The sequence below is a fragment of the Fructilactobacillus fructivorans genome, assembly GCF_001434095.1.
Classification (GTDB): domain Bacteria; phylum Bacillota; class Bacilli; order Lactobacillales; family Lactobacillaceae; genus Fructilactobacillus; species Fructilactobacillus fructivorans.
In genome coordinates this window covers 71,838-95,573 of record NZ_AZDS01000002.1, presented here as the reverse complement: position 1 = coordinate 95,573, position 23,736 = coordinate 71,838, and the positions used below count along the sequence as shown (strand labels likewise).

20 protein-coding genes and 2 pseudogenes are annotated in these 23,736 nt (G+C 39.7%); 6 read left to right on the top strand and 16 right to left on the bottom strand.

Annotation, left to right across the window (positions count from 1 at the left end; all coding sequences use genetic code 11):
* Positions 1-9: 9 nt before the first annotated feature.
* Both FC73_RS02505 and FC73_RS02500 read left to right on the top strand, forming a co-directional pair.
* Positions 10-423, top strand: coding sequence for a hypothetical protein (locus FC73_RS02505; protein WP_010022256.1), 414 nt, complete (start codon positions 10-12; stop codon positions 421-423).
* Entirely contained in the window at positions 404-733 is a 330-nt protein-coding gene (locus FC73_RS02500) for a DUF4145 domain-containing protein (RefSeq protein WP_010022255.1), read from the top strand. Before FC73_RS02505 ends, FC73_RS02500 begins: the two co-directional genes overlap by 20 nt.
* Positions 734-915: 182 nt before the next feature.
* Here the strand turns inward: FC73_RS02500 and FC73_RS02495 are convergent, their stop codons facing one another.
* From FC73_RS02495 to FC73_RS02480, 3 genes and pseudogenes are all read right to left on the bottom strand, one after another.
* The gene (locus tag FC73_RS02495) at positions 916-1,842 is read right to left on the bottom strand and encodes a restriction endonuclease subunit S (protein ID WP_010022253.1); all 927 of its coding nucleotides are present in this window, start codon (positions 1,840-1,842) and stop codon (positions 916-918) included.
* A pseudogene (locus FC73_RS07135) lies at positions 1,842-2,943 on the bottom strand (HsdM family class I SAM-dependent methyltransferase). Before FC73_RS07135 ends, FC73_RS02495 begins: the two are co-directional and overlap by 1 nt.
* Positions 2,944-3,934: 991 nt before the next feature.
* Positions 3,935-5,611, bottom strand: coding sequence for a glycoside hydrolase family 13 protein (locus FC73_RS02480; protein WP_010022252.1), 1,677 nt, complete (start codon positions 5,609-5,611; stop codon positions 3,935-3,937).
* 189 nt (positions 5,612-5,800) lie between these two features.
* Between FC73_RS02480 and FC73_RS02475 the strand changes: the two genes are divergently transcribed.
* The 3 genes and pseudogenes from FC73_RS02475 (at position 5,801) to rbsU (ending at position 9,417) form a co-directional block, all read left to right on the top strand.
* Positions 5,801-7,003, top strand: a complete 1,203-nt coding sequence (locus tag FC73_RS02475) for a galactokinase (protein WP_050780897.1) — start codon at positions 5,801-5,803, stop codon at positions 7,001-7,003.
* 14 nt (positions 7,004-7,017) lie between these two features.
* The gene (galT, locus tag FC73_RS02470) at positions 7,018-8,487 is read left to right on the top strand and encodes a UDP-glucose--hexose-1-phosphate uridylyltransferase (protein ID WP_010022250.1); all 1,470 of its coding nucleotides are present in this window, start codon (positions 7,018-7,020) and stop codon (positions 8,485-8,487) included.
* Positions 8,488-8,499: 12 nt separating this feature from the next.
* Positions 8,500-9,417: pseudogene (rbsU, locus tag FC73_RS02465) on the top strand (ribose/proton symporter RbsU).
* An 809-nt stretch (positions 9,418-10,226) separates the two neighbouring features.
* Here rbsU and FC73_RS02460 read toward each other — a convergent pair.
* The 6 genes from FC73_RS02460 to FC73_RS02440 all read right to left on the bottom strand — a co-directional run bounded on the left by FC73_RS02460 (position 10,227) and on the right by FC73_RS02440 (position 16,246).
* Entirely contained in the window at positions 10,227-11,219 is a 993-nt protein-coding gene (locus FC73_RS02460) for an NAD(P)-dependent oxidoreductase (RefSeq protein ID WP_010022247.1), read from the bottom strand.
* A gap of 11 nt (positions 11,220-11,230) precedes the next feature.
* Entirely contained in the window at positions 11,231-12,304 is a 1,074-nt protein-coding gene (locus FC73_RS02455) for an AEC family transporter (protein ID WP_010022245.1), read from the bottom strand.
* A 112-nt stretch (positions 12,305-12,416) separates the two neighbouring features.
* Entirely contained in the window at positions 12,417-13,022 is a 606-nt protein-coding gene (locus FC73_RS02450; RefSeq protein ID WP_010022244.1) for a hypothetical protein, read from the bottom strand.
* Between the two features lie 493 nt (positions 13,023-13,515).
* A complete protein-coding gene (locus FC73_RS02445) occupies positions 13,516-14,001 on the bottom strand; it encodes a hypothetical protein (RefSeq protein ID WP_010022243.1) in 486 nt (161 codons plus the stop codon).
* Positions 14,002-14,020: 19 nt separating this feature from the next.
* Entirely contained in the window at positions 14,021-14,176 is a 156-nt protein-coding gene (locus FC73_RS07045; protein WP_010022242.1) for a hypothetical protein, read from the bottom strand.
* 162 nt (positions 14,177-14,338) lie between these two features.
* Complete coding sequence (locus tag FC73_RS02440; protein WP_010022241.1) at positions 14,339-16,246, bottom strand: thiamine pyrophosphate-binding protein; 1,908 nt, start codon at positions 16,244-16,246, stop codon at positions 14,339-14,341.
* A gap of 225 nt (positions 16,247-16,471) precedes the next feature.
* Here FC73_RS02440 and FC73_RS02435 point away from each other — a divergent pair, with 225 nt between their 5' ends.
* Positions 16,472-16,669, top strand: a complete 198-nt coding sequence (locus tag FC73_RS02435; protein ID WP_010022240.1) for a hypothetical protein — start codon at positions 16,472-16,474, stop codon at positions 16,667-16,669.
* Positions 16,670-16,765: 96 nt separating this feature from the next.
* Here the strand turns inward: FC73_RS02435 and FC73_RS02430 are convergent, their stop codons facing one another.
* The 7 genes from FC73_RS02430 to FC73_RS02400 all read right to left on the bottom strand — a co-directional run bounded on the left by FC73_RS02430 (position 16,766) and on the right by FC73_RS02400 (position 23,709).
* A complete protein-coding gene (locus FC73_RS02430; RefSeq protein ID WP_010022239.1) occupies positions 16,766-17,215 on the bottom strand; it encodes a hypothetical protein in 450 nt (149 codons plus the stop codon).
* A gap of 70 nt (positions 17,216-17,285) precedes the next feature.
* Complete coding sequence (locus FC73_RS02425) at positions 17,286-17,834, bottom strand: hypothetical protein (protein WP_010022237.1); 549 nt, start codon at positions 17,832-17,834, stop codon at positions 17,286-17,288.
* Between the two features lie 204 nt (positions 17,835-18,038).
* Positions 18,039-18,875 carry a MetQ/NlpA family ABC transporter substrate-binding protein gene (locus FC73_RS02420; protein ID WP_010022235.1) on the bottom strand — a complete coding sequence of 279 codons (837 nt, stop codon included), beginning with the start codon at positions 18,873-18,875 and terminating at the stop codon, positions 18,039-18,041.
* Between the two features lies 1 nt (position 18,876).
* Positions 18,877-20,052, bottom strand: coding sequence for an amidohydrolase (locus FC73_RS02415; protein ID WP_010022234.1), 1,176 nt, complete (start codon positions 20,050-20,052; stop codon positions 18,877-18,879).
* Positions 20,053-20,434: 382 nt separating this feature from the next.
* Complete coding sequence (locus FC73_RS02410; protein WP_010022232.1) at positions 20,435-21,205, bottom strand: YibE/F family protein; 771 nt, start codon at positions 21,203-21,205, stop codon at positions 20,435-20,437.
* Positions 21,202-22,317, bottom strand: coding sequence for a YibE/F family protein (locus tag FC73_RS02405; RefSeq protein ID WP_010022231.1), 1,116 nt, complete (start codon positions 22,315-22,317; stop codon positions 21,202-21,204). The genes FC73_RS02410 and FC73_RS02405 overlap by 4 nt, the downstream gene beginning before the upstream one ends.
* A gap of 132 nt (positions 22,318-22,449) precedes the next feature.
* Positions 22,450-23,709 carry a NupC/NupG family nucleoside CNT transporter gene (locus tag FC73_RS02400; RefSeq protein ID WP_039143518.1) on the bottom strand — a complete coding sequence of 420 codons (1,260 nt, stop codon included), beginning with the start codon at positions 23,707-23,709 and terminating at the stop codon, positions 22,450-22,452.
* Positions 23,710-23,736 lie beyond the last annotated feature (27 nt).

Here is a 23,736-nt window from a genome sequence, read left to right as displayed (position 1 = left end):
GGCAAAATTATGAAAAATCCATTTATTAAAATAGACAGCACTAAATCAAATGAAAAGACGATAACAATTTCTTACAAAGACGTTATGATTGAAGAACCAAATTATTGCCCATTTGAACATATCTCTTCTCAGTTTTCGCGCGAAGCGATAACACCATTCTCAACAGGAATTGGCTATAATCATAATGAAAAGCACTTTTGTATTATATTTCAATGTGTATCCTGCGGAAAATATTGTCTGTTTGATTACTCCTTAAGTGGGGCAACAACTAATTTACTTAATTATGAATATAATATTGGAACAGAGAAATTTCCATTTGATAATAAAATATCAAAATTATCACCTGAATTTAAAAAATTATATATTCAATCAGAAAATGCTGAAATCAAAGGTCTGAATGAACTTGCACCTATGGGTTTATAGAAAAGCTTTAGAATTTTTAGTAAAAGATTTTTTATCATATCTATACCCTAAAGAAGCGGGTACTATCAAAAATGAATGGTTAGGTACCTGCATAAAGCGCTTATCTACACTAAACCCCATTTTAAATGCAAATGCAACAATGGTTACATGGATTGGAAATAATAGTACTCATTACAATAAGTTGCACCCCGAACTAAATATAGACGACTTAAAAAAATATTTAGATGTTTTAACTGCTTATATTGCTTTCTATGTACAAGGCAAAGAGGGAGAAAAATATATAGATGAACATTCAAGTAAAAAGAAATAATTTATTTAGTAATCAGCAAAAGAGAATTTTTAATTATAAATTTATGTTAAACAATATTTAATTATAATATATGTTTTTATAACCCAAATATAAAAAATACATCACACTTAATAAGCGTGATGTATTTTACACATGTTATACAATCCCATTTTTAGTCAAAGTAAAATTATCAATTTACATAACTAAAGTAAATCAGCATTGGGTAATTTACTAATATAATAACCCATATAGTCAAAATCTGGTTTACCATTTTTAAATGGTATCAAAATAGTATCTTCTTTTATTTTATCAAGAGACGGCTTCCTACCGTATTGATATTTATATGAGTTTTTATTAATAATAGATGATAAAAATATTCCTACATTTTTTGTTAAATTAAATCTAGGAATTAACACTCCACAATCCCTACCAGCATTAAAACTATATTTATGATATACACAATAACCACCATTTCCATTAAGAGATATAGTTAATGCATTACTATATTTTTTATCTACGTCTAAATATGCATTAATACCTTGATTAGACTCTTGCGAACTAATTACTGGTACTTTACCGGTCTGGTAGGTAGTTAATTTACCAATAGATCCTCTACGCATATTAAATAATTCTTTTAATTTAATAAATTTCCAATCATTAATATTAATTTCAAGTACATCATTATAAGTATTTTTTGTTTTGGGAAGTTCTAAATTAGCAGAATATACCCACAAAGGAATTTTATCTGGCAAATCAATATCTTCAATATATTTATCTGCTTCTCTAGCAAATGCTAAAAATTTAAATCTATTTTTTCTTAACGCATAGCTATAAAACCACTTTTCCTTTTCACTCATTACGACTCTAGGAATCAATACAGCCATATGTTCAGCTGTAACAAATTTCTCTCTTTGAACAAAACATGATAATAAATAACTACCTCCCAGTGAAACACTAATGGCACCAGAAGGGAAAACAGTCATTTTAGAATCCTGTTTAATCCTACCTACTACTCCATTATTATTCGAATTTCTAGAAACAAAATTAATTCCATCATTTTTATCAATTTTCTGATTAGAATAATCCAAATGACTACCCTTACATACTTTAAATAATTCTTTAACCTTCATTAACTTTCCCCATGAATAATTTCATACCCTAAATAATCATTAAGCATCTTCTGAAAATCTTCTTGATTCAATTTCGAATAATCTGTCTTCATATATGCTTCACAAAGCCACTCATCTTCAGCACTAACACTAGTTTGGATGGATTCTCCATTAATTTCTTTTTTATTAAAAAATGCATTAAGCCAACTATCTTCTTTTTTCTTCCAAATACTTTCACCTTTATCATTAAACTGCTCAACTCGTCCTAAATTTTTCCTTTTTTTAAATCCATCATCTCGGCAATAACAAAAAAATGTCTCGTGATTAGGATTACCTTCATGATCAAAATGAGGTTTGTTTAAAGTGAATAACATACAACAAGCACTACTAGCAGATCCAGGATAAAAAATTCCTTCTGGTAATGAAAAAACTGCTTCTAGTGTTGATTCATTTAAAATACTTTTTTTAAACTGTTTTAATGTATCGCTTGTACCTATAGCAGTTGAATATGGAACTAATACTGCTAATTTAGTTCCATTCCAATTCTGTTTTTTTGCAATGTCTGATAAATATTTCACGAAAACTAATCCTTTAGTAGGTTCATCTTTATGTGTCCATGCTTTAGGAATCTTTTCATCACTTGCATCACTTACATTACCATTTGTACGCTTATATTTATTAGGTACTGTAGAAGGAATTGCATTAAAGGGAGGATTCATTAAAATCCTCTAATTCAAAACAATTTCCTTGCTTAACATTTGAGTTGCCATCTCCATGTAATAACATATTAGTGGTAGCAAGGCCGTATACCTTCTCGTCTAACTCTATGCCAAACATATTATTAGATTTTATTGAATCCATCTTTTTATTTTTTTCATCATCAGTTAATTCAGGATCCTTTAAGACATCATTTAACTCCATAACCATACTTTGTACTAAAAAAGAACCTGATCCACATGTTGGATCTAAAACTACTGTGTTAGGGCCTACCTCAGTTAATTTGGCCATAAAATTAGTTATATGATCAGGTGTAAAAGCCTGATTCCTATCATTACTCCTAGAGTACTTATTGAAGGTTACAAAGAATAAGTTTAAAATATCTTGACCCTCTGCAGAATTCATATTTATATATCTATAAACCCCACCTAAGGTTCCACCAAGAATACTAGCCCATTTATCACTATCCAAACTTTTAACATTTTGATTTTCAAATACATTCTTGTCTAAAAGGCCAACTTTTTGATTCACATTAAGTTCAGAATCACTATTATTCTTTTTTGAACTTTTTTGTAAAAGTTTCTTTAATTCTGATCTGATTTCTGTTCTTATTACTTCTGGATCTTTTTCTTTCATTTCTTTTTCTAACTCAGAAATATCAGTATTAGTAATATAAGAGTTTTTTTCATGTTTCCCAACTTTGTTTTTAATATAAAGCAAACATGAACCAACAAGTTGACTACGAATATCAACCCCAATATTATACGTCTGTAAAAGTTCATTTAATTTAACAGTATTTTTCATTACTTTTTCACGATTATTTTGTTTTTGAAATTTAAATAAACTTACATAATGTTCCATCGACTGTAATACAGATTCTTGTTTAAGTTCACTCTCAGAATCTACATTTTGTTTCCATACTTTTACTTTATCATCATCAGTATCTGCCAAAATAGCAACTACATTATGATTCGGAAACATAGCATGTTCCTCATCAACATAAGCGGCTAATTGTGCTTCATCACTACTTTTAAATCTATGTTTAGTCTCAACTAGAATTGCACAATTCGATTTTTCGTCAACTAGTCTAATGTCCAATTTATAATGAGTTATGTCTTTCTCAACACCCACATATTCTTTTAGTTTTGTTTGACCACCTGCATCTTGCAAATAACTCCATTCATCAGAAGATTCAAGATTGGCCTTTAAAAATTGAGATCCAACTCTGTTTATAATATCATGTCGTTTCATTTATAAATTTTCTCCCTTAAAATAATAAATACACGATTAAAACCTGCTTAGCAATAATATAGTTATAAACGTAATTTTATCATTTTTTATAAATTATTTTAAGAAGAATTTCTAAAAAGCCATGATATAATCATGGCTTTTTCTTTTATTTAGTTTTATACACTTTACTCTCATACGCCCTCAACTTCTTACCAGCATCATCAGCGTAATTACCAATCAACCTTTCAGCATCCCCTGGTACATCATAATCACGTTCCACCTCATGGTCAGTGAAATTACTGATAACCAACAAGGTTTCTCCTTGATAATGACGCTTGTAGGCAAAGACTTCCTCATCATCAGGATCTAAGAGTTCGAAATCCCCTTCAATAATAATTGGATTATTCTTTCGCAATTCAATTAACTTCTGATAGTAAGCAAAGACGGAGTTGAGATCATCGACCTCATCCTTAGCGTTAATTTTCTTGTAGTTTTTATTTACCGCAAACCATGGTGTGCCAGTGGTAAATCCCGCATTCTTGGAATCATCCCACTGCATCGGCGTTCTCGCATTATCCCGTGACATATGAGCCAAGTAACTCATCATCTTGGTTGGGGAAACGAGCTTCTCTTTCTTCACGAATTGATCGTAGGCATTAATCGTTTCAATGTCTTCGTATTGGGTCAAGTCTTCCTTGTGAGCGTTGGTCATCCCAAGCTCCTCACCCTCAAAAATGTATGGCGTTCCTTGCATCATGTGCAAAGTCGTTCCTAACATTTTAGCTGCCAGTACCCGATACTCTGGTTTGTCTGTCGCAAATCGGCTTACTGCACGCGGTTGGTCATGATTACTCCAGTACAGACTGTTCCAGCCCTTGCCGTGCAACTTGGTCTGCCAGTTGTTAAAGACCCGTTTCAAATCAGTTAACTTAATGGGTTGATCGTTCCATTTCCCTAGTCTTTGGTCTGGATTAGACGAGAGTTCCACGTGCTCAAACTGAAAGACCATGTTGAGTTCATGCGCGTCAAAACCGGTGTATTCCAGCGCCTGCTCAGGCTTGGTTCCTGACATCTCACCAACGGTCATGATGTCATACTTTGACAAGACGTCCCGATTCAATTCCTTGAGAAATTCGTTTAGTCGAGGACCATTCAAGACACCAGCTCCCGGAGCGGAATACTTGGCATTCGCCGGTTTTGGCATGTCAGGCAATCCCTTTGGTTTAGAAATCAAGTTAATGGCATCCATTCGAAAACCGTCAACCCCCTTATTCAGCCAGAACTTCATCAAGCTCTTAACTTCTTCTCGGACCTTCGGATTCTCCCAGTTCAGATCGGGTTGGCCGTCCGCAAACAGATGAAGGTAGTACTGACCCGTCTGTTCATCGTACTTCCAAGTGGAACCGTTGAAAAATGAACCCCAGTCGTTCGGCGCATGGCCGTCCACTGGATCACGCCAGTAGTAGTAATCACGGTATGGATTGTCCTTGGACTTTCGGCTCTCTTGAAACCACTTGTGTTGATCGGATGTGTGATTGACCACCAGATCCATCACAATCTTAATTCCTAGTTCGTGAGCTCGGTCTAACAGTTTTTGAAATGATTTCATGTCACCATACTTGGGATTAATCTGGCGGTAATCCGAAATGTCGTAGCCATTGTCCTCTTCGGGTGAGGCATAGATCGGATTGAGCCAGATCACGTTTGCACCCAATTTTTTGATGTATGGCAACCGTTCTCTGATTCCGTCTAAGTCACCAACTCCATCACCGTTACTGTCCTGAAAACTTTGTGGGTAGACTTGATATACAACTGCGTTTTTCCACCATTGATTCTTTTTCATAATTTACACCTCGTGAAATTAAATTTAGTTATCATTGATTTCAGATTACCATACAACTTTCACTTGTTCAGCCCTTATTTGGCAATTAATTCAAACAATTATTTTTCAGAATAAAAGCCCTTGCTTTCCTATTTGAAAACGCTTACTCTTAATGTAGAAACAACATCAGATAGAGTAATTTTTAAGGAGATGTTTGTGGTGACCAAAAAAGTAATTTCAACCAACAAAATCATTAGTGATTTAACCAGTAAATTTAAAGATTTATACCAACAAAAACCAACCAAAGCATACTTTGCCCCGGGACGAATCAACCTGATCGGTGAACACACCGACTACAACGGTGGCTATGTCTTTCCGTGTGCGATCAGCCTTGGGACCTACGCCTTAGTGACACCAAAAACTGACAATCAGGTCAAGATCTACTCGACGAATTTCTCAGACACGGGCATTAACACGTTTCCATTAGACGACCTGAACATCAACCGTGACGACGGCTGGATCAACTATCCCAAGGGCATGTTCAAGGCTTTTGCCGACAAGGGACACCAGTTGGATCACGGCTTTAACATCCTGATCTACGGTAACCTACCGGACGGATCAGGCCTATCGTCCTCGGCTTCCATCGAAATGTTATTCGGCAAGATCTTAAACGACCAGTTCGGTGACGTCTTCTCCGGACCCGAACTGGCTAAACTCGGCCAACACGTGGAGAACACCGACATCGGGGTCAACTCGGGAATCATGGATCAGTACGCCGTTGAAATGGGACAGAAGAATACGGCGATCCTGCTGGACACGAACACGATGAAGAGTGACCTGGTTCCAATCAAGCTGGGTAATTACAAGATTGTCATCATGAACACCAACAAGAAACGGGGCTTAAAGGATTCCAAGTACAACGAGCGTCGCAAAGAATGTGAAGAAGCCTTGGCTCTTGTCAATAAGGTCGCCGACTTCTCCTCGTTTGGCGCCATGAGCAATGACGAATTCGACGAGTACACTTACACCATCAACAACGCCACCCTTTTGAAACGCGCTCGACACGCGGTTTCTGAAAATCAACGTACCTTGCGTGCTGTCAAGGCCTTACGGAACAACGCCGTGGATGAATTTGGGCGCCTGATGAACGCGTCGCACATTTCACTGGAATACGACTACGAGGTCACGGGGCCAAACCTAGACACGTTGGTTCACGAAGCCTGGAAAAACGGTGCGATCGGAGCTCGGATGACCGGTGCAGGCTTCGGTGGTTGTGCAATTGCCATCGTTCCTGCCGACCAGATTGACCGCTTTACCAAAAACGTTGGCGACACGTACAACTACCGCTTCGGCTACGACGCTGATTTCTACATCGCTAACATCGCCGACGGACCACGAGAAATTCAGATTTAGGAACGGTGAACATTATGAAGAATTTAGTGGAACACTACGCCGATCAGGTGATTAGCACCAATCAGACGTACCGACCAATGGACCGGACTTATTTAATCAATTATCTGTATCACCTGGTGGGCGAAGGAAACGTTGAAGGCAATGCCGAATACGATGCACTTTTGGAAACGGTCAGTCAGTTAATCAACGTGGCCATTCGGAATGGAAAAATTGATGACACGCTAAAAAACCGCGAACTCTTAGAGGCGGAGCTGACAAATCTGTATACGCCCCTGCCAAGCACGGTCAACGAGCGGTTCTGGAATCTTTATCATAATTCACCAGAACAGGCGACGGACTACTTTTATCAACTAAGTCAACAAAATAACTACATTAAGACCGAACGAATCAAGAAAAACTTGCACTGGGACACCGCCACCAAGTTTGGCAACCTCGAGATCACGATTAACCTGTCAAAACCTGAGAAGGATCCCAAGGACATTACAAAGGCTGGTCAGAACACCCACTTTGGTTATCCCGAGTGTAATCTGTGTGCACAGACCGAGGGTTACTATGGCAATGCGCAGGTCCCCGTGCGCGTCAACCATCGCATTATTGATCTGTTGATCGGCGGCAAATCGTGGGGCTTTCAGTATTCGCCCTATGCCTACTTTGATCAGCACTGTATCTTCCTAGACGACGTGCACGAACCAATGAAAATTAGTGCGCAGACGTTTTCAAATTTAATTGAAATTGTCCAAATGTTTCCCACTTACTTTGTCGGCAGTAACGCGGATCTACCCATCGTCGGCGGTTCCATTCTGAGCCACGAGCATTACCAGGGTGGCTATCACACGTTTCCAATGATGAAAGCTAATGCACGGTTCGGATTCGCCGTGGACGGCTATCCAGACGTGAAAGCCGAAGTCTTAAACTGGCCCATGTCGACGATTCGCCTGACTGGTACAGACACCCACGAATTGATTGACCTAGCAACACACATCTTAAACAAGTGGCAAAAATACTCGGATCCATCCGTTGATGTCCGCGCTGAGACCAATGGAGAACCGCACCACACGGTCACTCCGATTGTCCGAATGAACGACCAGGGTCAATTTGAAGCCTACGTGGTTCTGCGCGATAACCAGACATCTGCGAAATATCCCGATGGGATCTTTCATCCCCACGCCGAGTATCAACACATTAAGAAGGAAAACATCGGCCTGATCGAGGTTATGGGTCGCGCTATTTTACCCGCCAGACTGAAATCCGAATTGGCCGAGGTCAAAAAAGACCTCTTGGGCCAGCCCAACAACATCGCGGACTATCACATTCCCTGGGCGAAGCAGCTTAAACAAAATTACAATCTCAATCCCGACAACGTCCAAGACGTGATCGACAAAGAAGTCGGGATTACCTTTATGCACGTCTTGGAAAACGCTGGGGTCTTCAAGCTTGACGACAAGGGAACCGCGGCGTTTCACAAATTCATTGATACACTTTAGGAGGTAGTTATTATGAATTGGCTAGCGATATTGATTGGTTTAGGACCGATGATCGGTTGGGGACTCTTTCCCACGATTTCATCGAAGATTGGTGGAAAGCCCGCCAACCAGATTTTGGGTGCGACGCTTGGAACCTTGATCTTTGCGGTCGTCCTCTTCTTCATTGAAGGACTAGCACTGCCAGGTTGAATTAGTACCACTTTTGGCGTCATTTCCGGTCTCGGCTGGGGCTTTGGTCAAATCATGCAGTTCAAGGGGTTCAAATTAGTTGGATCATCACGGGTCATGCCCATTACCACGGCTCTCCAACTGATCCTAACGTCTTTGTGGGGAGTATTCGTCCTCGGAGATTGGACCGGAATTATTGGAAAGATTCTGGGATTTGCCGCATTAATCATTGTGATTTTAGGCGCTACTTTGACCGCCTGGGTTCAAAATCCAGAATCAACCAATAAGGGTGCTTTAAAGAAGGCCACGATCTTTCAGATTATCGGTGCCTTTGGATACTTAATTTACTCAGCTGCTCCCCAAGTAGTCATCATGCCATCGATGAAGGCTTTACTGCCGGGCATGCATCCAATGGACGGGAATCATGCTTTTCTTCCTCAAGCCGTCGGGATGGTACTCTGTGCCGTAATCTATGGTTTGTGGAATCTAAAGGACGAAAACGTCTTTGTTCAATCCGTTTCATATAAGAATATCCTAGCTGGATTGTCACAAGGCTTTGGGATGTTAATGTACTTAATTTCGGCTCAACCTGACATGAACGGACTGGCCACTGCCAACGTGCTTGGTCAGTTAGCCGTCCTAGTCTCCACTCTGACGGGAATTTACTTCTTACACCAGCGAAAGACACCAAAGGAAATGACCTTGACCTATCTTGGATTGGTGCTAATTGTCTTTGCTTCCGCCGTTACAGCATTTATTTAATTAATCTGACATGGTATGATATAAGTAACGAGTCTCCCTGCGTTAGTGGGAATGGCACCATCTTGTCAATGTCTCCACATTAGCGAGACCTATAGTATCAAAAAGGCTGAAACCGATTAGGGTTTCAGCCTTTTTATATGTGTTTATGTAAAAAAAGTCCATCGGGAACAAACCGATGGACTTTTGATCATCAATCCTACCGAAAATCAGTGACCATGTATTACTTGTTATAAATATATTATAACTTAACTGAATAATAAGTCAATTATACTGTATAATAATTAAAGTGGGAAATGATTTACCGAAAATATAACTGTTCCCACTGGTGAAAACATGTATTACTTGTTATTTATTATCGTATCTATCACGATTAGTACTTTATCACATTTAATCATTCGATTAATTGATATATTACTTGACCGTTTAAACAGACATGATAATTAAAAAGTGCAGCTTCCAAAATGGAGGCTGCATTTTTTAATCTTAAGTATAAAAAAGAGCTCATCAATGATAAACCAATGAACTCTTACTCATCAACCCTATTAAATCGATGAGTAGATTGCATAATCTTCATTTATATTATAACTTAAATGAATAATAAGTTAATACCGCTTCCATAATGGGAGTGGTATTTTTTTATTATTAAATATAAAAAAGTTCATCAGCGACAAACCAATGAACTCTTGATCATCAATCCTACTAAAAATCGATGATCCCATGAACTATTTACATCTATTATTATAACTCAGTTTAATAATAAATCAATTATATCAAATAATTTTGATAACACTTAATGTTAACTTTGACCCTTAAATCTCGTTCTTAGACTTGCCCGTCGTCACCATTTCATGAAAATTATCATAACTAACGGTAATCATATCCGTTAAAGCAGGTTCCGTAAACGAACCAACGTGGGGCGTCACAATTGCGTTCGGATAATTCTTCATTAAACCAACCACTTCCCGGTTCTTGATGTCATTGACACTCTTGAACTCATGACCAAAAATGTTGGATTCGTCAATCAACACGTCAGCACCGTATCCACCTAACTTACCAGTAGATAGCGCATCATCAACGGCCTTTAAATCGACCACCTGACCGCGAGCGGTGTTAACCAAAATGGCATCGTCTTTCATCAAATTAATTTGATCGGTACTAATTAAGTTATCGGTTTCACCTTTAATGTAGGGCACGTGCAGCGAAACAATATCAGAGCGTTTCAATAGTTCATTAATTGGAACGTATTCGTCAATCTCAGGAGCGTCAACCTTGTGACCGTCATTGGCAAGCACAGTTGCGCCCATCCCACTGTACAAGCTGGCTTCGGCACGTCCAATGCGTCCAGCACCAATGATGCCGACAATACTGGAATGAATTTCACGGCTGAAGTAGGAGTCGCTCACGATGAAATTGCCGTCATGAGTGGCATTAATTTCGGAAGCGACCTTTCTAAACAAACTCATCCCGAGTGTCATCGCCAGTTCGGCCACGGCGTATGGCGAGTAACCGGGAACGCGAGCAACCTTAATGCCAAGTTCCTTAGCGGCCATCAAATCAATGTGATCATATCCAACCGTGCGCGTGAAGACATACTTAATGCCCCAGTCAGCGAATTTTTGTAAATTCTCACGGTCAGCCAGACAATTTCCCCGAACTAACACACCATCTGATCCCTTAGAATCAATGGCGTTCTCGTGATCTAACATTTCGGAAACTAGGTTCAACTCGTAATCGTATTTATTTAAATCTTTGAAGTAGCTAACTTCAACGGGACGAACCCCGTACGCAGTAATTTTAAACATTCTAGACCTCTTTATTTGATAATTCCAGAGTTATTGATGACTTCCAGTAAGGCAATCCAGATTGGCATCATGATCACTGACAGGATTGTTGATAGAAAGGACGCGTTAGAAGCCAAGATCGGATCTCGATTGAAACTGATCGCGTAAGCCGAAGCCACCGTGGCGGTTGGTGTTGCCATCATGATCACGATCGTAGCGATTGCCACGTAGCTCATTGGCATGATTCCAAGCATTGAAATGGCCGTCAAAGCAATCAAGTTGAACAACGGCACAATGATCACCTTGTTCCAACTGTAGTACCACGAAAGCTTGTTGGAAGCGGCCTGCTTGAACGAAATGGAACCAAGGGTCACACCAATTGATAGCCAGGCCAGTGGCGAGGAAAGTTGAGCCAAGTAGTTCAACGGTTTCCAGAGCCACAAGGCGGTCTGGTCAATGCGGTAGAAAGCCACACTGCTAGTACCTTTGCCAGGGAGACCATTTAACATCGTTTGGACTGTTACATGTGGAACATAATTTTGTCCCAACCACAGGAAAAGTCCTAGGAAGGTGGCGATCACAACCGGATTTAAAAACATTTTCTTGATGTTCTTCATTTCCATCTTCAAGCCTGACATTCTGATGTAGGCGTATGAATAAAGGAAAACCCGGTAACCAATGTTAAAAATGGAACTGTACATGATTCCCTTGGGTCCAAAAACCGCACCGACGATCGGAATTCCAAAAAAGGTTGTGGAACCAAACGTGGTTAAAATTCCCATCACTTCTTTTTTATCCTTATCCTGTTTGGGATAAAGCAGTGGCGCAACGAAAATCAAAATGATGTAGATGATGAAACCCCACAGCAGGACGTTCATCCCCTCTTTCAGGGTGTCATTATTGATTGGTTGCATAAATGAGTTCAGCGCCAAGGCTGGAATTGCAACGGTCAGGACGACCTTTGACAACATCTTCCCGAATTTATCGGTAAAAATGTTCTTCTTACGTAAAAAGAAACCCAGTAAAATAATAAAAATCGTTGAGGTGATCGAACTAATGATTCCAGCATTAGTGACGGTCTTCTCAATTGCTTGCATAACGTTCATGAACGTTAACCTCCAAGTAGAATATTATCGTACGCACAGTAAAGTACGTAAAAATGAATTTTTTCACGATAATAATCTTACCATAAGGAATAAATTGGGGACAAGAAGATATTTATCTTTTGTCTCTAGTCCATTTTGATTTTTTAACATATAAATCATCATCGATACTATATCTAAATTCTATAACTTGAATACAAATACATGTAATCATTACCACTAAAAAAGACAAGTTAACAATATATAAAAACATTATTAATAAGAGATGGGATATACTTCTTAAAGTTTCATAGCAAACATTGGGTTTAAGAAACAAATAGAAACCACCAAGTAAAATACCAACTATTACCGAAAACAACACAACACCTTTAAAATATAAACCTGGATGGGTAGTATATTTATGCAAATTAACCATATTATCAAAAACTTTTCCTAAATAATATTTATATAATTGCAATCCAACTGATATAGTTATTAAATAAACAAACATAGTTACTATAACGTTTTCACTGCGAGAATATGGCTCCAACATACTAGCTAAAAAAACAAACAGAAAAAGACAACTCTGAATACCATTTATTACATTTTGACTTTTCAAATAACAATTTTGCAGATAATCATGTTCTATCTTTCTTACCTTTAATCTACTCATATTATAGTCATTCGTAATAGAAAGTAATTCTTTTGTATTTTCATTTGGCCAAGCCAGATTAATAGACAAGAAAAATTTCCCAATGCATTTATTATTACGTAAGTAATGACTCAAATAAACATACGCAACTAAGACGTTACAACATATCATTACTAAAAGCGCAACAACAAAAATAGATTTAAAATGTTCAATTTTATAAATGATATTAAAAAAAATAAGTAAATAAGGAATTAAATTCAAAAGGGGCTGACATTAATGAAAAGAAATTACTCGTATTATTTCTAGTATGTTTACGAAAGCTAAAATATAAAAAACAAAAGTATATTATAAAAATTATACTAGGTATTAAAAAAAACATATATTCGTATGTAATTATGCTGTCAGAGGATTTTAATTTAGAAAAGAAATATATCATTATAGAAGAAATGAATGAGAACAATAAATCCCATATTGATAAACATAATTGTGAATTTTTCATATTTTCAGTCTTATTCCTTTCCATTTTAATTACCTCGATTAAATTATTTTATAAAAAAAGCCCCACCACAGGGCTTCCCTTCAACTATTTCATTTCCGCTTTCTTATCCTTCTTCTCCATTCTCATCTTTTCCTTATGAGTCTTCTTCTGCTTCATCTGAAGATGTGAAGTGATCTCTCGATGGTGCAGCATATCCAACTGGTTGTTTGATGAGCAGTAGAATGCGATGAAGAAAATTAATGTCGCAATTAATGCGTACACACCTCTTCTAAAGTACTTCAGAAAAACGGTCTGATCCCAACTGTAGTGCTTTCCCAAAGCTACGACGAAGTAGCGAACCAGGTAGTAGATAAGTAGGATAAAGGCGATCACGAAGCCCGCAACCGACAAAATGTTTCTGGTGGCAACGGCAAAAGTTACGACAGCAACCAAAATACATAAGATGAACACGAAGTATTTCCAGCTCTTGATATAACTCTTATCATCGGCACGATCCCGATTCGTCCAATACAAATAACCCGCAATGATTAAGGCAATTACGGTAATAATCAATAAAATTGGTTTAAACATCTAATTCCTCCTTATAACTTTATAGTTTGTCACCTAAGACACAATTTAAGCTATGAATCAGCATCCCAATCACCATCATATACATTGATACCATGCTGAAACCCATGGCCAATACGACAAAGGTTACGATCCAGAATGCGACTAAAAACCAGTTAACGATCTTTTTAAAACTCATTACGTCATCTCCAATATACACTTGTGATTACATTCATTTTACCATTAAACGCCCACAATCCGGGAAATTTGCTCAATTTTTTAATTATCACTCTTTTAAAGCTCACACCCAAATTAACCACAAAAAAAGAGTTCCCAAATGGGAACTTTTTTAATTTACATCTTAAAGTTGAACATCATATTTGTCGAAGAAGTCCTTAAGTGGTAACAATCCTTCACCGCCGTATTCTGCGAAGAAATCAGGTAGTGTGTAAGTCTTGTTGCCATTCTTGTCCTTCAAGTAGTTTGGACTTACGGTTTCAACCACTTGTCCGTTTTCGATTTTAACAACCAAATCTTCAACTGGTAGGCCACGGTCTTGGTTGATCTTAGCGTCAATCAAGAATGGATGACCAGCCTTAGTAACCTTAACGGCTTTGTCAAAGGCGGCAGGAAGTTCGGAAACGTTACGAACCGTGGTAGCGTCAACTCCCATTCCCTTAGCGATTAATTCAAAGCTTTGACCCTGAAGTTGAAGTCCGAAGATCTGCATTGGAAGATCATCTTGTTCACCCTTGATGAAACTAAGGTCTTCGTTTGAGGTAACCACGTTGATAACTGGTAGTTGATATTTCGTCAAAGTAACAAGGTCTTGGATGACCATTGAAAGGGCACCGTCACCGGCAATGTTGAACACTTGACGGTCTGGGTAAGCTCGTTTGGCAGCGATTGCTCCAGGAAGTCCTGAACCCATCGTTGCGAACAATGCGGAGATGACCCACTTGTTAGTTGGTTGAATGTCCAAGTATCTGAAACTGTTGATGATGTTGTCACCAACATCGATTGAGAAGACGGCGTCCTTGTCGGCAACCCGGTTGATTTGTTTGTAGATTGGTGCAACTGGCATGGTTGAGTTAGCGTTCGTGATGGTGTCCTTCAAGTGCTTACCAAAATCCTTGAATTCATCCATGAAGTTTCCGTTACTCTTATCTTGTTCGTCACTGCCAACGTTCAACATCTTGTTGATGTACTCTTTCCAGTTAGCTTCATCGGCTACGGCAGCCTTGAAGAATGGACTTGGAGCAACCTGTTCGCTTTGAGCGAGGGCTTTGTCGATAAATGAACCGGAGTCAGACCAGATTGGAAGGTCAACTTCGTGGTGTCGACCAAGTTGGATTCGTGAATTATCAACTTGAATGTAGGCAAATGGATGACTTGCGTACACTGATTTAGCGAATGGAAAGTCACCACCGATGGCGATTACAAGGTCAGCGGTACTTAGGATTTTGTCAGCGGCCTTTGATGCAGCACGGTTAGCGGTTCCTAAGTTACCTTCGTAGTTAGCGTCAACGTAGCCCAATGCTAATCCATCCATGATAATTGGAATTTGAAGTTTCTTTGAAAGTTCGATTAATTTGTCGCCGTTACCCTTGATACCACGACCAACGTGAAGAACTGGGCGTTTAGCGTTCTTGATCATCTTGAGAGCTTCACTAACTTCGTCGTCAGATGCAACTGGTTCTGGAGCTGGCTTGTCGTAAGTCTTTGAAGCGGAACTGTATGGAACGTCTGGGATTTCGTCAAAGCCAAAGTCATTTGGAATGACAACCACGGCTACACCCTTATTTTGGTATGCTTCGTGAATAGCACGGTCAACAACGTGTGGCAAACTTTCAGGAGTCATGACGATTCGGTCGTAGACGGAAACGTCTGAGAACATTGGAGTCTCTGGAAATTCTTGGAAGTAGTTGTAGTTCATGTTGTCATGACCAACTTGTCCAACAATGGAAAGGACTGGAGCGTGGTCTTCTTTGGCGTCATACAAACCATTGAGTAAGTTGACGGCACCAGGACCAGCTGATCCAAAGGCTACACCAATCTTACCGGTTAACTTTGCGTGAGCAGCTGCGGCTAAAGCGCCCACTTGTTCGTGTCGAATTTGTACGTAATTAATATTGTCTTTTTCTTGGTCAAGTGCAGCAAGCGTTGAGTTAATGGAACCACCAGGGTAACCAAAAACATCCTTAACGCCATATGATTCAATGACTTTAAGCATTGCTACTGCTGCAGGGATTTTCTTTACATCTGTCATAATATTTTCCTCCCAAAAGTATATGTGTTCCTTTTGTTGTCCCTAATATACTCCGATATGAAAACGGTTGCAATAAAATGGCTTGATTAATTAATTAAATATTTCTAACGATTATTTCGCGTTAATACTAATGAAGTTAATTCCCAAGATGGCGGCAATTTTCGCACGTTATTAGTAATCTTTTTACACCACTTATGTAATAATATTAACAAGGAGGTGAAAATCATGAACTTTTATGGATTATTAGAAACTGGTGACGGTCGTTTAATTAACATTGATAACGTTAACTCAATCCACCCGCACGAATCAGAAGGAAAGATTATTTCATATGAAGTAACTTTCAACAACAATACTACTGAAGAAATTGACGTTGATGCGTTTGAAGCATTGAGAAAGATTGCTTTGAACAATGGCGATAAGTAGGATTGGCAATACTTATGAAAAAGCAGGTCAACTGTGAGGTTGGCCTGTTTTTGTGTAAATATTTAATTACATAACAATTATGCTAGCAAAAAAAATTTAATAATTACTATCATCATTTTCCTTTTTACTTTCTACATCGCCTTCATGATTAACTGAGTATCCAGTAAGAGTTTTGGTCTCTCCATCCTTTGTTTCTACAATTTTAATTTTATTTGGAGTATCAAGTAGCTGTAAGTACCATTTAGTTACACCCTTTGGATAATCATCTTTATATACTTTTAATTTATCTCCAAACCTTTTGTAATGAACTGGCGTTTCTTCTCCATAATCAAATACATCGCCTAATTCCATTTCATTTTTATCAAGATTATAGTCATCATCTTCAAATGTAACAATTTCATCTTTATCTTGTCCTGATGAAGTTCTGTCGACAAATTGATCTTTAGAAACTTCCTTTGCAATTTTTGCATAATCATTAGTTGAGTTATTACCAGATGTGCTTGTACTATTTCCACATCCTGAAATAAGAATTATTCCAAATGTCAATAACGATATTAATAATACTCTGTGAATTAATCTACGCTTAATTATAATTCCCTCCAAGAAAAATTTTTAATTATCTAGTCGTTGAATAGTCTCGTGGAGGCATATCGTCAAGTGGTTTATAACTTCCACCATCTAAAGTGCCAAACTCTTCGTGAATTTTGACATTATTTCCATCTGTAGTAAAGGTTAAATGATCTTCACCCTTTGCACCAGCATAGCCAGATACAGTAGTGGTGTTCCCATTACTACTTGTAACTTTTGCATCTTGAGGCCATTCTCCATCTACATTGTTAACTAATTGTTCAGCTTCTGATAAAGTTATAGGAGCGTTATTAGTATCTTTAGTACTGGAATCAGATGAACTTTTGTTATTTGAAGCGGCTTCATTAGCATTATTAGAAGTACCTTCATAAGGTTTTGATGATTCTTGCTTACTTTCTGAGCTATCTTTTTTAGAGTTCTTTTTATCTTTTTTTACTACAACTTCTTTTCTAATTTCTTTAGTTTTCGCGTTATGATTACTCATAGTACCAATAATATAAGCTGCTCCCATCAAAATTATTATCACTAAAATAATAATTATTACCCATAATCCCCATCTACCCTTGCTTTTTTTCATACCTGAATACTCCTTAATTAATTTATATATTAATTATATTACTGTGTTAATCAATGCACAATCTAAATTTATGACTCGTACCAAGCAAAATATCATATCATAGTAAATTTAAAATCAAAATAAGTTTCACGTGAAACAAAAAAATCCCCCAAACAATTGGAGGATTTTTTCGTATCTACATATGATACCCAATTTGATACCTAACTATTTCTCAGGAATTTCCCACTCATGATCCTGATTATGTTGCTTCATATAGTTCATGAATTGCTTAGAATTGTAGGCTTTCTTAACGTCCTGCGCCCACTTCGTGTGTTCATTCTTCTTGTTCACAACGGCTAGCAGCATGTACTGACTCTGTGGATTTTCACGCAGCAGCATTGAACTAGCCGGAATCTTGGCCCCGTATGTGTCAGAACCAGGAATAATGGCGTAGTCCACGCTGTTTCTGGAACGTGGCTCGCTGGCCGAATCCATTTCGTCAAATTTCAAATCGTACTTATTGTCGACAATGTCATTCTTGGTGGCCTTGATGGGATCGACACCCTTCTTCAACTTAATCCATCCCGCTTTTTCCATTACTAAGAAGGCTCGCGACATGTTGGATGGATCGTTAGGAATGGCAACCGTGTCACCCTTCTTCACGTCCTTTAGACTGTGCTTCTTAGCGGGATAAATACCAGTTGGAATGGTTGGAACCTTGGTCAAGGAAACCAAATCACCATGATTTTCCTTGTTAAAGTTGTTCATGTAAGCTCCGTGTTGCTCAACGTTGAGGTCGACTTGACCTTGATTTAATGCCATATCAGCATTTAGTAAAACCGAAAACGACTTATTTTTAACCTTGTAACCATCTTTCTCAAGAATGGGCTTGATGCCCTTCATGAATAGATCACTGTAAGGACCGGGTGAACTGGCCAAGACAATCGTCTTCTTATTTGACTGCGGCTGATGTGCCTTCTGGTACGGTCGGTACACAAACGTGTATCCAAACAAAACCACGATAATTGCGACTAATGCGGTAATCCAATATCTCTTCTTCATCTTACTGTTCTCCCTCTTTTAAATAATCCTGCAATCTCAAAGCTGAGTGATAAAACCATTTCACACCCGTCATCAAACCGTCGTCATCGACTATCAAATCAGAATGATGGAGGCCCACGTTTGCGCCACTGCCAACTTCCGCGAAGACACTCGGCAATTTGTCGGTATAAAACGCGAAGTCTTCACCACCCGGGGTCGGTGGAACGTTGACCAGTTTGGCGTAGTGTTGAGCATCATCTGCGAGCACCCTAGCAAGTTCGTCGTTATTTTTAAGCACCCGGGGACCCTCGATCCATTCAATGTCAACGTCCAATCCGTAGGTAGCTGCCTGACCTTGAACGATTTGATAAAATTTTTCTTTCCCCATCTTGGCGTCAGCATCTGAAAACGTTCGTAATGTTCCCTCAAACCAAGCTTCATTGGGGATGGCATTCCACGTGGAGCCACTTTCGATGTGGGTGACCGACAAGACACTGGGATGAATCGGATCGATGTTACGACTGACAATCGTCTGAAGTGACGTAATCGTGCTCGCTAGTCCAACAATCGGATCAACATCTTGATTAGGATGGGCCGCGTGACCGCCAACACCCTTTAAGGTCACCTTGAACTGATCAACCGCCGCATCCTGAACACCGCCACTCACACTGATTTCACCGGCAGCTAACGTCGGTTCATTATGAAAACCGATGATTGCAGCAACATCGTTCAGAGCACCGGACTCAATCACTTCACGGGCGCCTGCATTCGTCTCCTCGGCCGGCTGAAACACCAAACGAATTTTACTGGTTAATTTACTCTTATTATCCGCTAGTAGGACTGCCGCTCCCATTAGTGCCGCCATGTGAAAATCATGACCACAAGCATGCATCGCCCCGGCGTTCTCAGACGCAAAGTCCAAGTCGGTTTGTTCGTCAATGGGTAAAGCGTCAATGTCGGATCTCAAAGCGATGACATTGGACGCCTCGTTGGGACCGATTTCCGCAATTACACCAGTTTTAAGACTTGCCGGAGTAATAATTTTATATCCCAATTGATCTAAGAAATTTGTGATGAATTTGGTGGTCTTAAACTCTTGATCGGACAGTTCGGGATGTTGATGCAGATAATGCCGAATTTCTTTTAATTGACTAAGTAAGGTGGGACTTTCAATTTTACTAATGCTTTTACTCTTCATATAACGATCTCCTGTCGAAATATCATGAAATAGGTAATAAAAAAGGACCAGTCGGACTAACGATAAAGTTAGCCTAACTGATCCACTTTCACTACGTTATAGAGTAGCTTAGTATATTCGATTGAGTTGGAATCCACCACTCTCAGTTAGACTAACAAAATTCGTTGTATCTAACCGAGTACAAAAATTACTACACTTAGATACAGGCGTTTGATCAACACCCGCATCTAAAACTACGAACGCCGACCTACATGTAACAAGTACAGCAACAGCAAGTATTTTGATAGTTCGTAGTAATCATTGTCATTTGGTTTCATCCCTTTCATATTTTGTCATTATTTAACCACAGAAATAGTGGGTTGTAAAGAATAAAGTTCACAAATCATTCCCGTTTTGCTTTCTTCATCTTCCGATGCTTCAAATACAACATCACAGCGATGGTTACTGGGATGGTCAGAACCACTCCAATCGCCGAAATCAACGTCATGATTAACTCGGACGCAAAGATCTTGTCATTCATCACCATTCCAATACTGTAGTGCAACCGAGCGAACCAGATAAACAGACCCACTAGTTCACCATAGAAACTGAAGAACAGCGTGTTAAAGGCGGTGCCGACAATTTCCTTTCCAATCGAAACTCCGATATAACTGAAATCCTTGTCGGAAATCTGCGTGTTGTGGTCCTGAATTTCAACCAGACCCGTTGCCATGGCAACGGAAGCTTCCGCAACCGCCCCCAGACAACTCAGAATTGTCATGGCACATGAAATGTCGAGGAATTTCACGCCAATTTGCAGCGACATACCTTCCAAGTCCTCGGTGTTCTCGGGACCAAATCCTTGCACCTGTGCCCAGTGTTCCACTGGAATGATTAATGCAATCACAATGGCAACCACGATTAACGACGTCACGAAGGCCACGTCGGCATTTCGTCCCTGTTCATTGCCGAAGTAAATCGTAATGACCAGAATGATGATGGCGTTGATTAGCGTGACCAGGAGGTATGGGATTCCAAATGAAATCAGGACAACGGACATGAAGACCAGTCCAAAGTTACATAACAGGCCAATAAAGGCCACAAATCCCTTGGATCCCCCTGCCAGCAGCATTGCCAGAAACAGGATAATCAGTAGGACGGTCATCGTACTCATTTGACCACCTTCATTTCACAAAGCGCACTCGCAATCAGGCTGGTAATGGGAACCGTCAGCGTGATGCCGATCGCACTAATCAAACTTTGGATAATCCCAAGCGACATGATCATCGAGAATGAGTAACCCCAACTGTTTCCATTTCTTAAGAACAGCACCATCATTGGGAAGGTTCCGGCAACGAAAATCAGGAACAAGACGTTAATCAAGGGTCCCATAATCGAGCGTCCGATATTTTGCCCATTCTTTAAGAGTTTAAAGAACGACAGACTATGATCTTCTTCATAGACCGCAAACAGACTGGACGTGATGTCCGCGGACAAATCCATGATGGCCCCAAGTGACCCAATCATACAACCGACGAAGTAGATCGGCAGGCGTTGCTGGGTCACGTAGTCCATCATCTCGAATTTCATGCCCCGTTCGTGGGTCACCGACAGGACAATGAACGCGATCAGAATCGCGACCGCCGTTCCTAAGATTGTCGACGAGATCGTGACAACCGTTTCCTTCGACACTCCAAAGATCAGTACGGCGGTGACAATCGTGAAGATTACAGACAAAATGGCAAACAAAATAAACGGATTAAAGCTCGTGCCCACGTCAATTGAAACTGCCAGAAAGAACAGCACGGCGTTGATGACAATGCTCAGGAGCGCCATCGATCCACTGAATTTCAGGATCACCAGTAGCAGCATCACCGTCAACCAAATCAAGAAAACGACGGCGGTATCACGCTTAAAACCATTAATCAAAATCGACGACCGCTTCAGATTCTTATTGGCAATATGAATGAAGATCTGTTGACCAGGATGGTACTTCATATCGGTCGCCCCAGAACCAGAGAACTGGTTATTGGCAGTGATGGTTTTCCCCTTATACTGACCGTTTAAGACCTTCAAAGTCAGGGTCTGGTTCTCTTGATAATCATGATTTTGAAATTCATCACTTTGTGAGGTCCGGCCATAATTATGCACGTTTACGACTCTGGCCACCGTTTGTTTGTACATGGGAGCGTCAAAATGGGTGAACGTCACGACGATCAAACCCGAGATTAACACCAAGACGATGGCGAGCCAACGAATCTTAAATTTTGGATGGATTCGTTTCAAATTCTCATCCCCTAATTAATTAAGACCAGTGTATCATATCAAAATTAAGTTTCACTAAACATGCGTTTTTCTCATTGAATACAAAAAACACTTCTGAACCTAATCAGAAGTGTCGTTAATTTTATTTAATGATTACCAGACGAACAGGCCAACGATTCCAGCCGATAGGAGTGATACCAAGATTCCAGATAGGATTAGGTATCCCACGTTTCTAGAAATAACGTCGTTCTTTTCACGGCTTACTAATCCCTTCAAACATCCAATTACCATTCCGACGGTACTGAAGTTGGCAAAGGAAGTAAGGAAGACACACAGCTGAGCTTGGTAATGAGCTGGGAAGAAGTGCAAGTTGTTGATGTGAGGTGCAATGGCACCCATGACAACGAATTCGTTGGTTACTAACTTGGTTCCCATGTATTGTGCGAATTGGAAAGCGTGGTTAACGTCCATCCCCATCAGCCATGCAAATGGGAACATAACGATTCCAAGCAAATGTTGCAGTGAAAGCCAGGGATTGATGAGTCCTAGTAGCTTACTGATTAAATTAGCAAGGGCCACGAAGGCAATGACGTTAGCGGCGATGATTAGTACCAATTTACCGGCACCAAGGATTGAATCACCCAAAAATGAGAAGAATGGTTCTTTTTTCGGTTTTTCGGGCTTGTCGGCCACCGTCTCCTCAGCTACTTGTTCGGAAGGCTGCTCGTTCATCGTAGCGATCGTATCTTCTTCGGGAGTAACGTGAACCGGGTTTAAAAGTGAAGTAACGATGATCGCATTCAGGATGTTCAGTGGAATGGCGGTCAAGACGTACTGACCCGGAATCATCTGGGTATATGAACCAACGATGGCAGCGGTGATACAAGACATCGACATCATGGCAATCGTCAAGAGCCGATCCGCTGACAGGTGCTTCAATTGCAGACTTGAAACGGCTAAGGCTTCCGTGTTTCCAAGGAACATCATTTCAACGGCGTAAAATGATTCGAACTTTGGTTGTCCCGTAATCTTTGATAGCGCGATTCCGATCCATTTAATGATAAATGGTAAGATTCCAAAGTATGTAAGGATATCAAACAATGGAACAATCATCAGAATTGGAAGCAGGGCGGACGTCACGAAGTTCATCTGCTTAACGTGGACCCAGTTTGGTAAGGCAAAAGCGATCCCAGTGTAAGCTACCTGGACAATCCAGTTAAATCCTTCGGCAGCACCCTTCACGGCGTCTCGACCCCAACTGAATCGAGTAAGGAGAAACGCGATGACCAAGTTAAGAACTAAAACAACGATAACCGAGCGCCAATTGACGTGTTTGTGATCCTTGGAAAACAAAAAGGCAATTCCGAGGAAGACTGCCACCCCAATGATGTTAATGATTAGATAATAATTCATCGAACTTTCTCCTCCACTTTTGTATAC

Bases quoted from the DNA above. Each gene is read 5' to 3' on its own strand.
- FC73_RS02425 (WP_010022237.1), bottom strand. From the start codon at position 17,834: ATGAAAAAAAGCAAGGGTAGATGGGGATTATGGGTAATAATTATTATT.
- FC73_RS02410 (WP_010022232.1), bottom strand. From the start codon at position 21,205: ATGAGTACGATGACCGTCCTACTGATTATCCTGTTTCTGGCAATGCTG.
- FC73_RS02440 (WP_010022241.1), bottom strand. From the start codon at position 16,246: ATGACAGATGTAAAGAAAATCCCTGCAGCAGTAGCAATGCTTAAAGTC.
- FC73_RS02480 (WP_010022252.1), bottom strand. From the start codon at position 5,611: ATGAAAAAGAATCAATGGTGGAAAAACGCAGTTGTATATCAAGTCTAC.
- FC73_RS02420 (WP_010022235.1), bottom strand. From the start codon at position 18,875: ATGAAGAAGAGATATTGGATTACCGCATTAGTCGCAATTATCGTGGTT.
- galT (WP_010022250.1), top strand. From the start codon at position 7,018: ATGAAGAATTTAGTGGAACACTACGCCGATCAGGTGATTAGCACCAAT.
- FC73_RS02435 (WP_010022240.1), top strand. From the start codon at position 16,472: ATGAACTTTTATGGATTATTAGAAACTGGTGACGGTCGTTTAATTAAC.
- FC73_RS02455 (WP_010022245.1), bottom strand. From the start codon at position 12,304: ATGAACGTTATGCAAGCAATTGAGAAGACCGTCACTAATGCTGGAATC.
- FC73_RS02400 (WP_039143518.1), bottom strand. From the start codon at position 23,709: ATGAATTATTATCTAATCATTAACATCATTGGGGTGGCAGTCTTCCTC.
- FC73_RS02460 (WP_010022247.1), bottom strand. From the start codon at position 11,219: ATGTTTAAAATTACTGCGTACGGGGTTCGTCCCGTTGAAGTTAGCTAC.
- FC73_RS02475 (WP_050780897.1), top strand. From the start codon at position 5,801: ATGTTTGTGGTGACCAAAAAAGTAATTTCAACCAACAAAATCATTAGT.
- FC73_RS02495 (WP_010022253.1), bottom strand. From the start codon at position 1,842: ATGAAGGTTAAAGAATTATTTAAAGTATGTAAGGGTAGTCATTTGGAT.
- FC73_RS02505 (WP_010022256.1), top strand. From the start codon at position 10: ATGAAAAATCCATTTATTAAAATAGACAGCACTAAATCAAATGAAAAG.
- FC73_RS07045 (WP_010022242.1), bottom strand. From the start codon at position 14,176: ATGAGTTTTAAAAAGATCGTTAACTGGTTTTTAGTCGCATTCTGGATC.
- FC73_RS02445 (WP_010022243.1), bottom strand. From the start codon at position 14,001: ATGTTTAAACCAATTTTATTGATTATTACCGTAATTGCCTTAATCATT.
- FC73_RS02415 (WP_010022234.1), bottom strand. From the start codon at position 20,052: ATGAAGAGTAAAAGCATTAGTAAAATTGAAAGTCCCACCTTACTTAGT.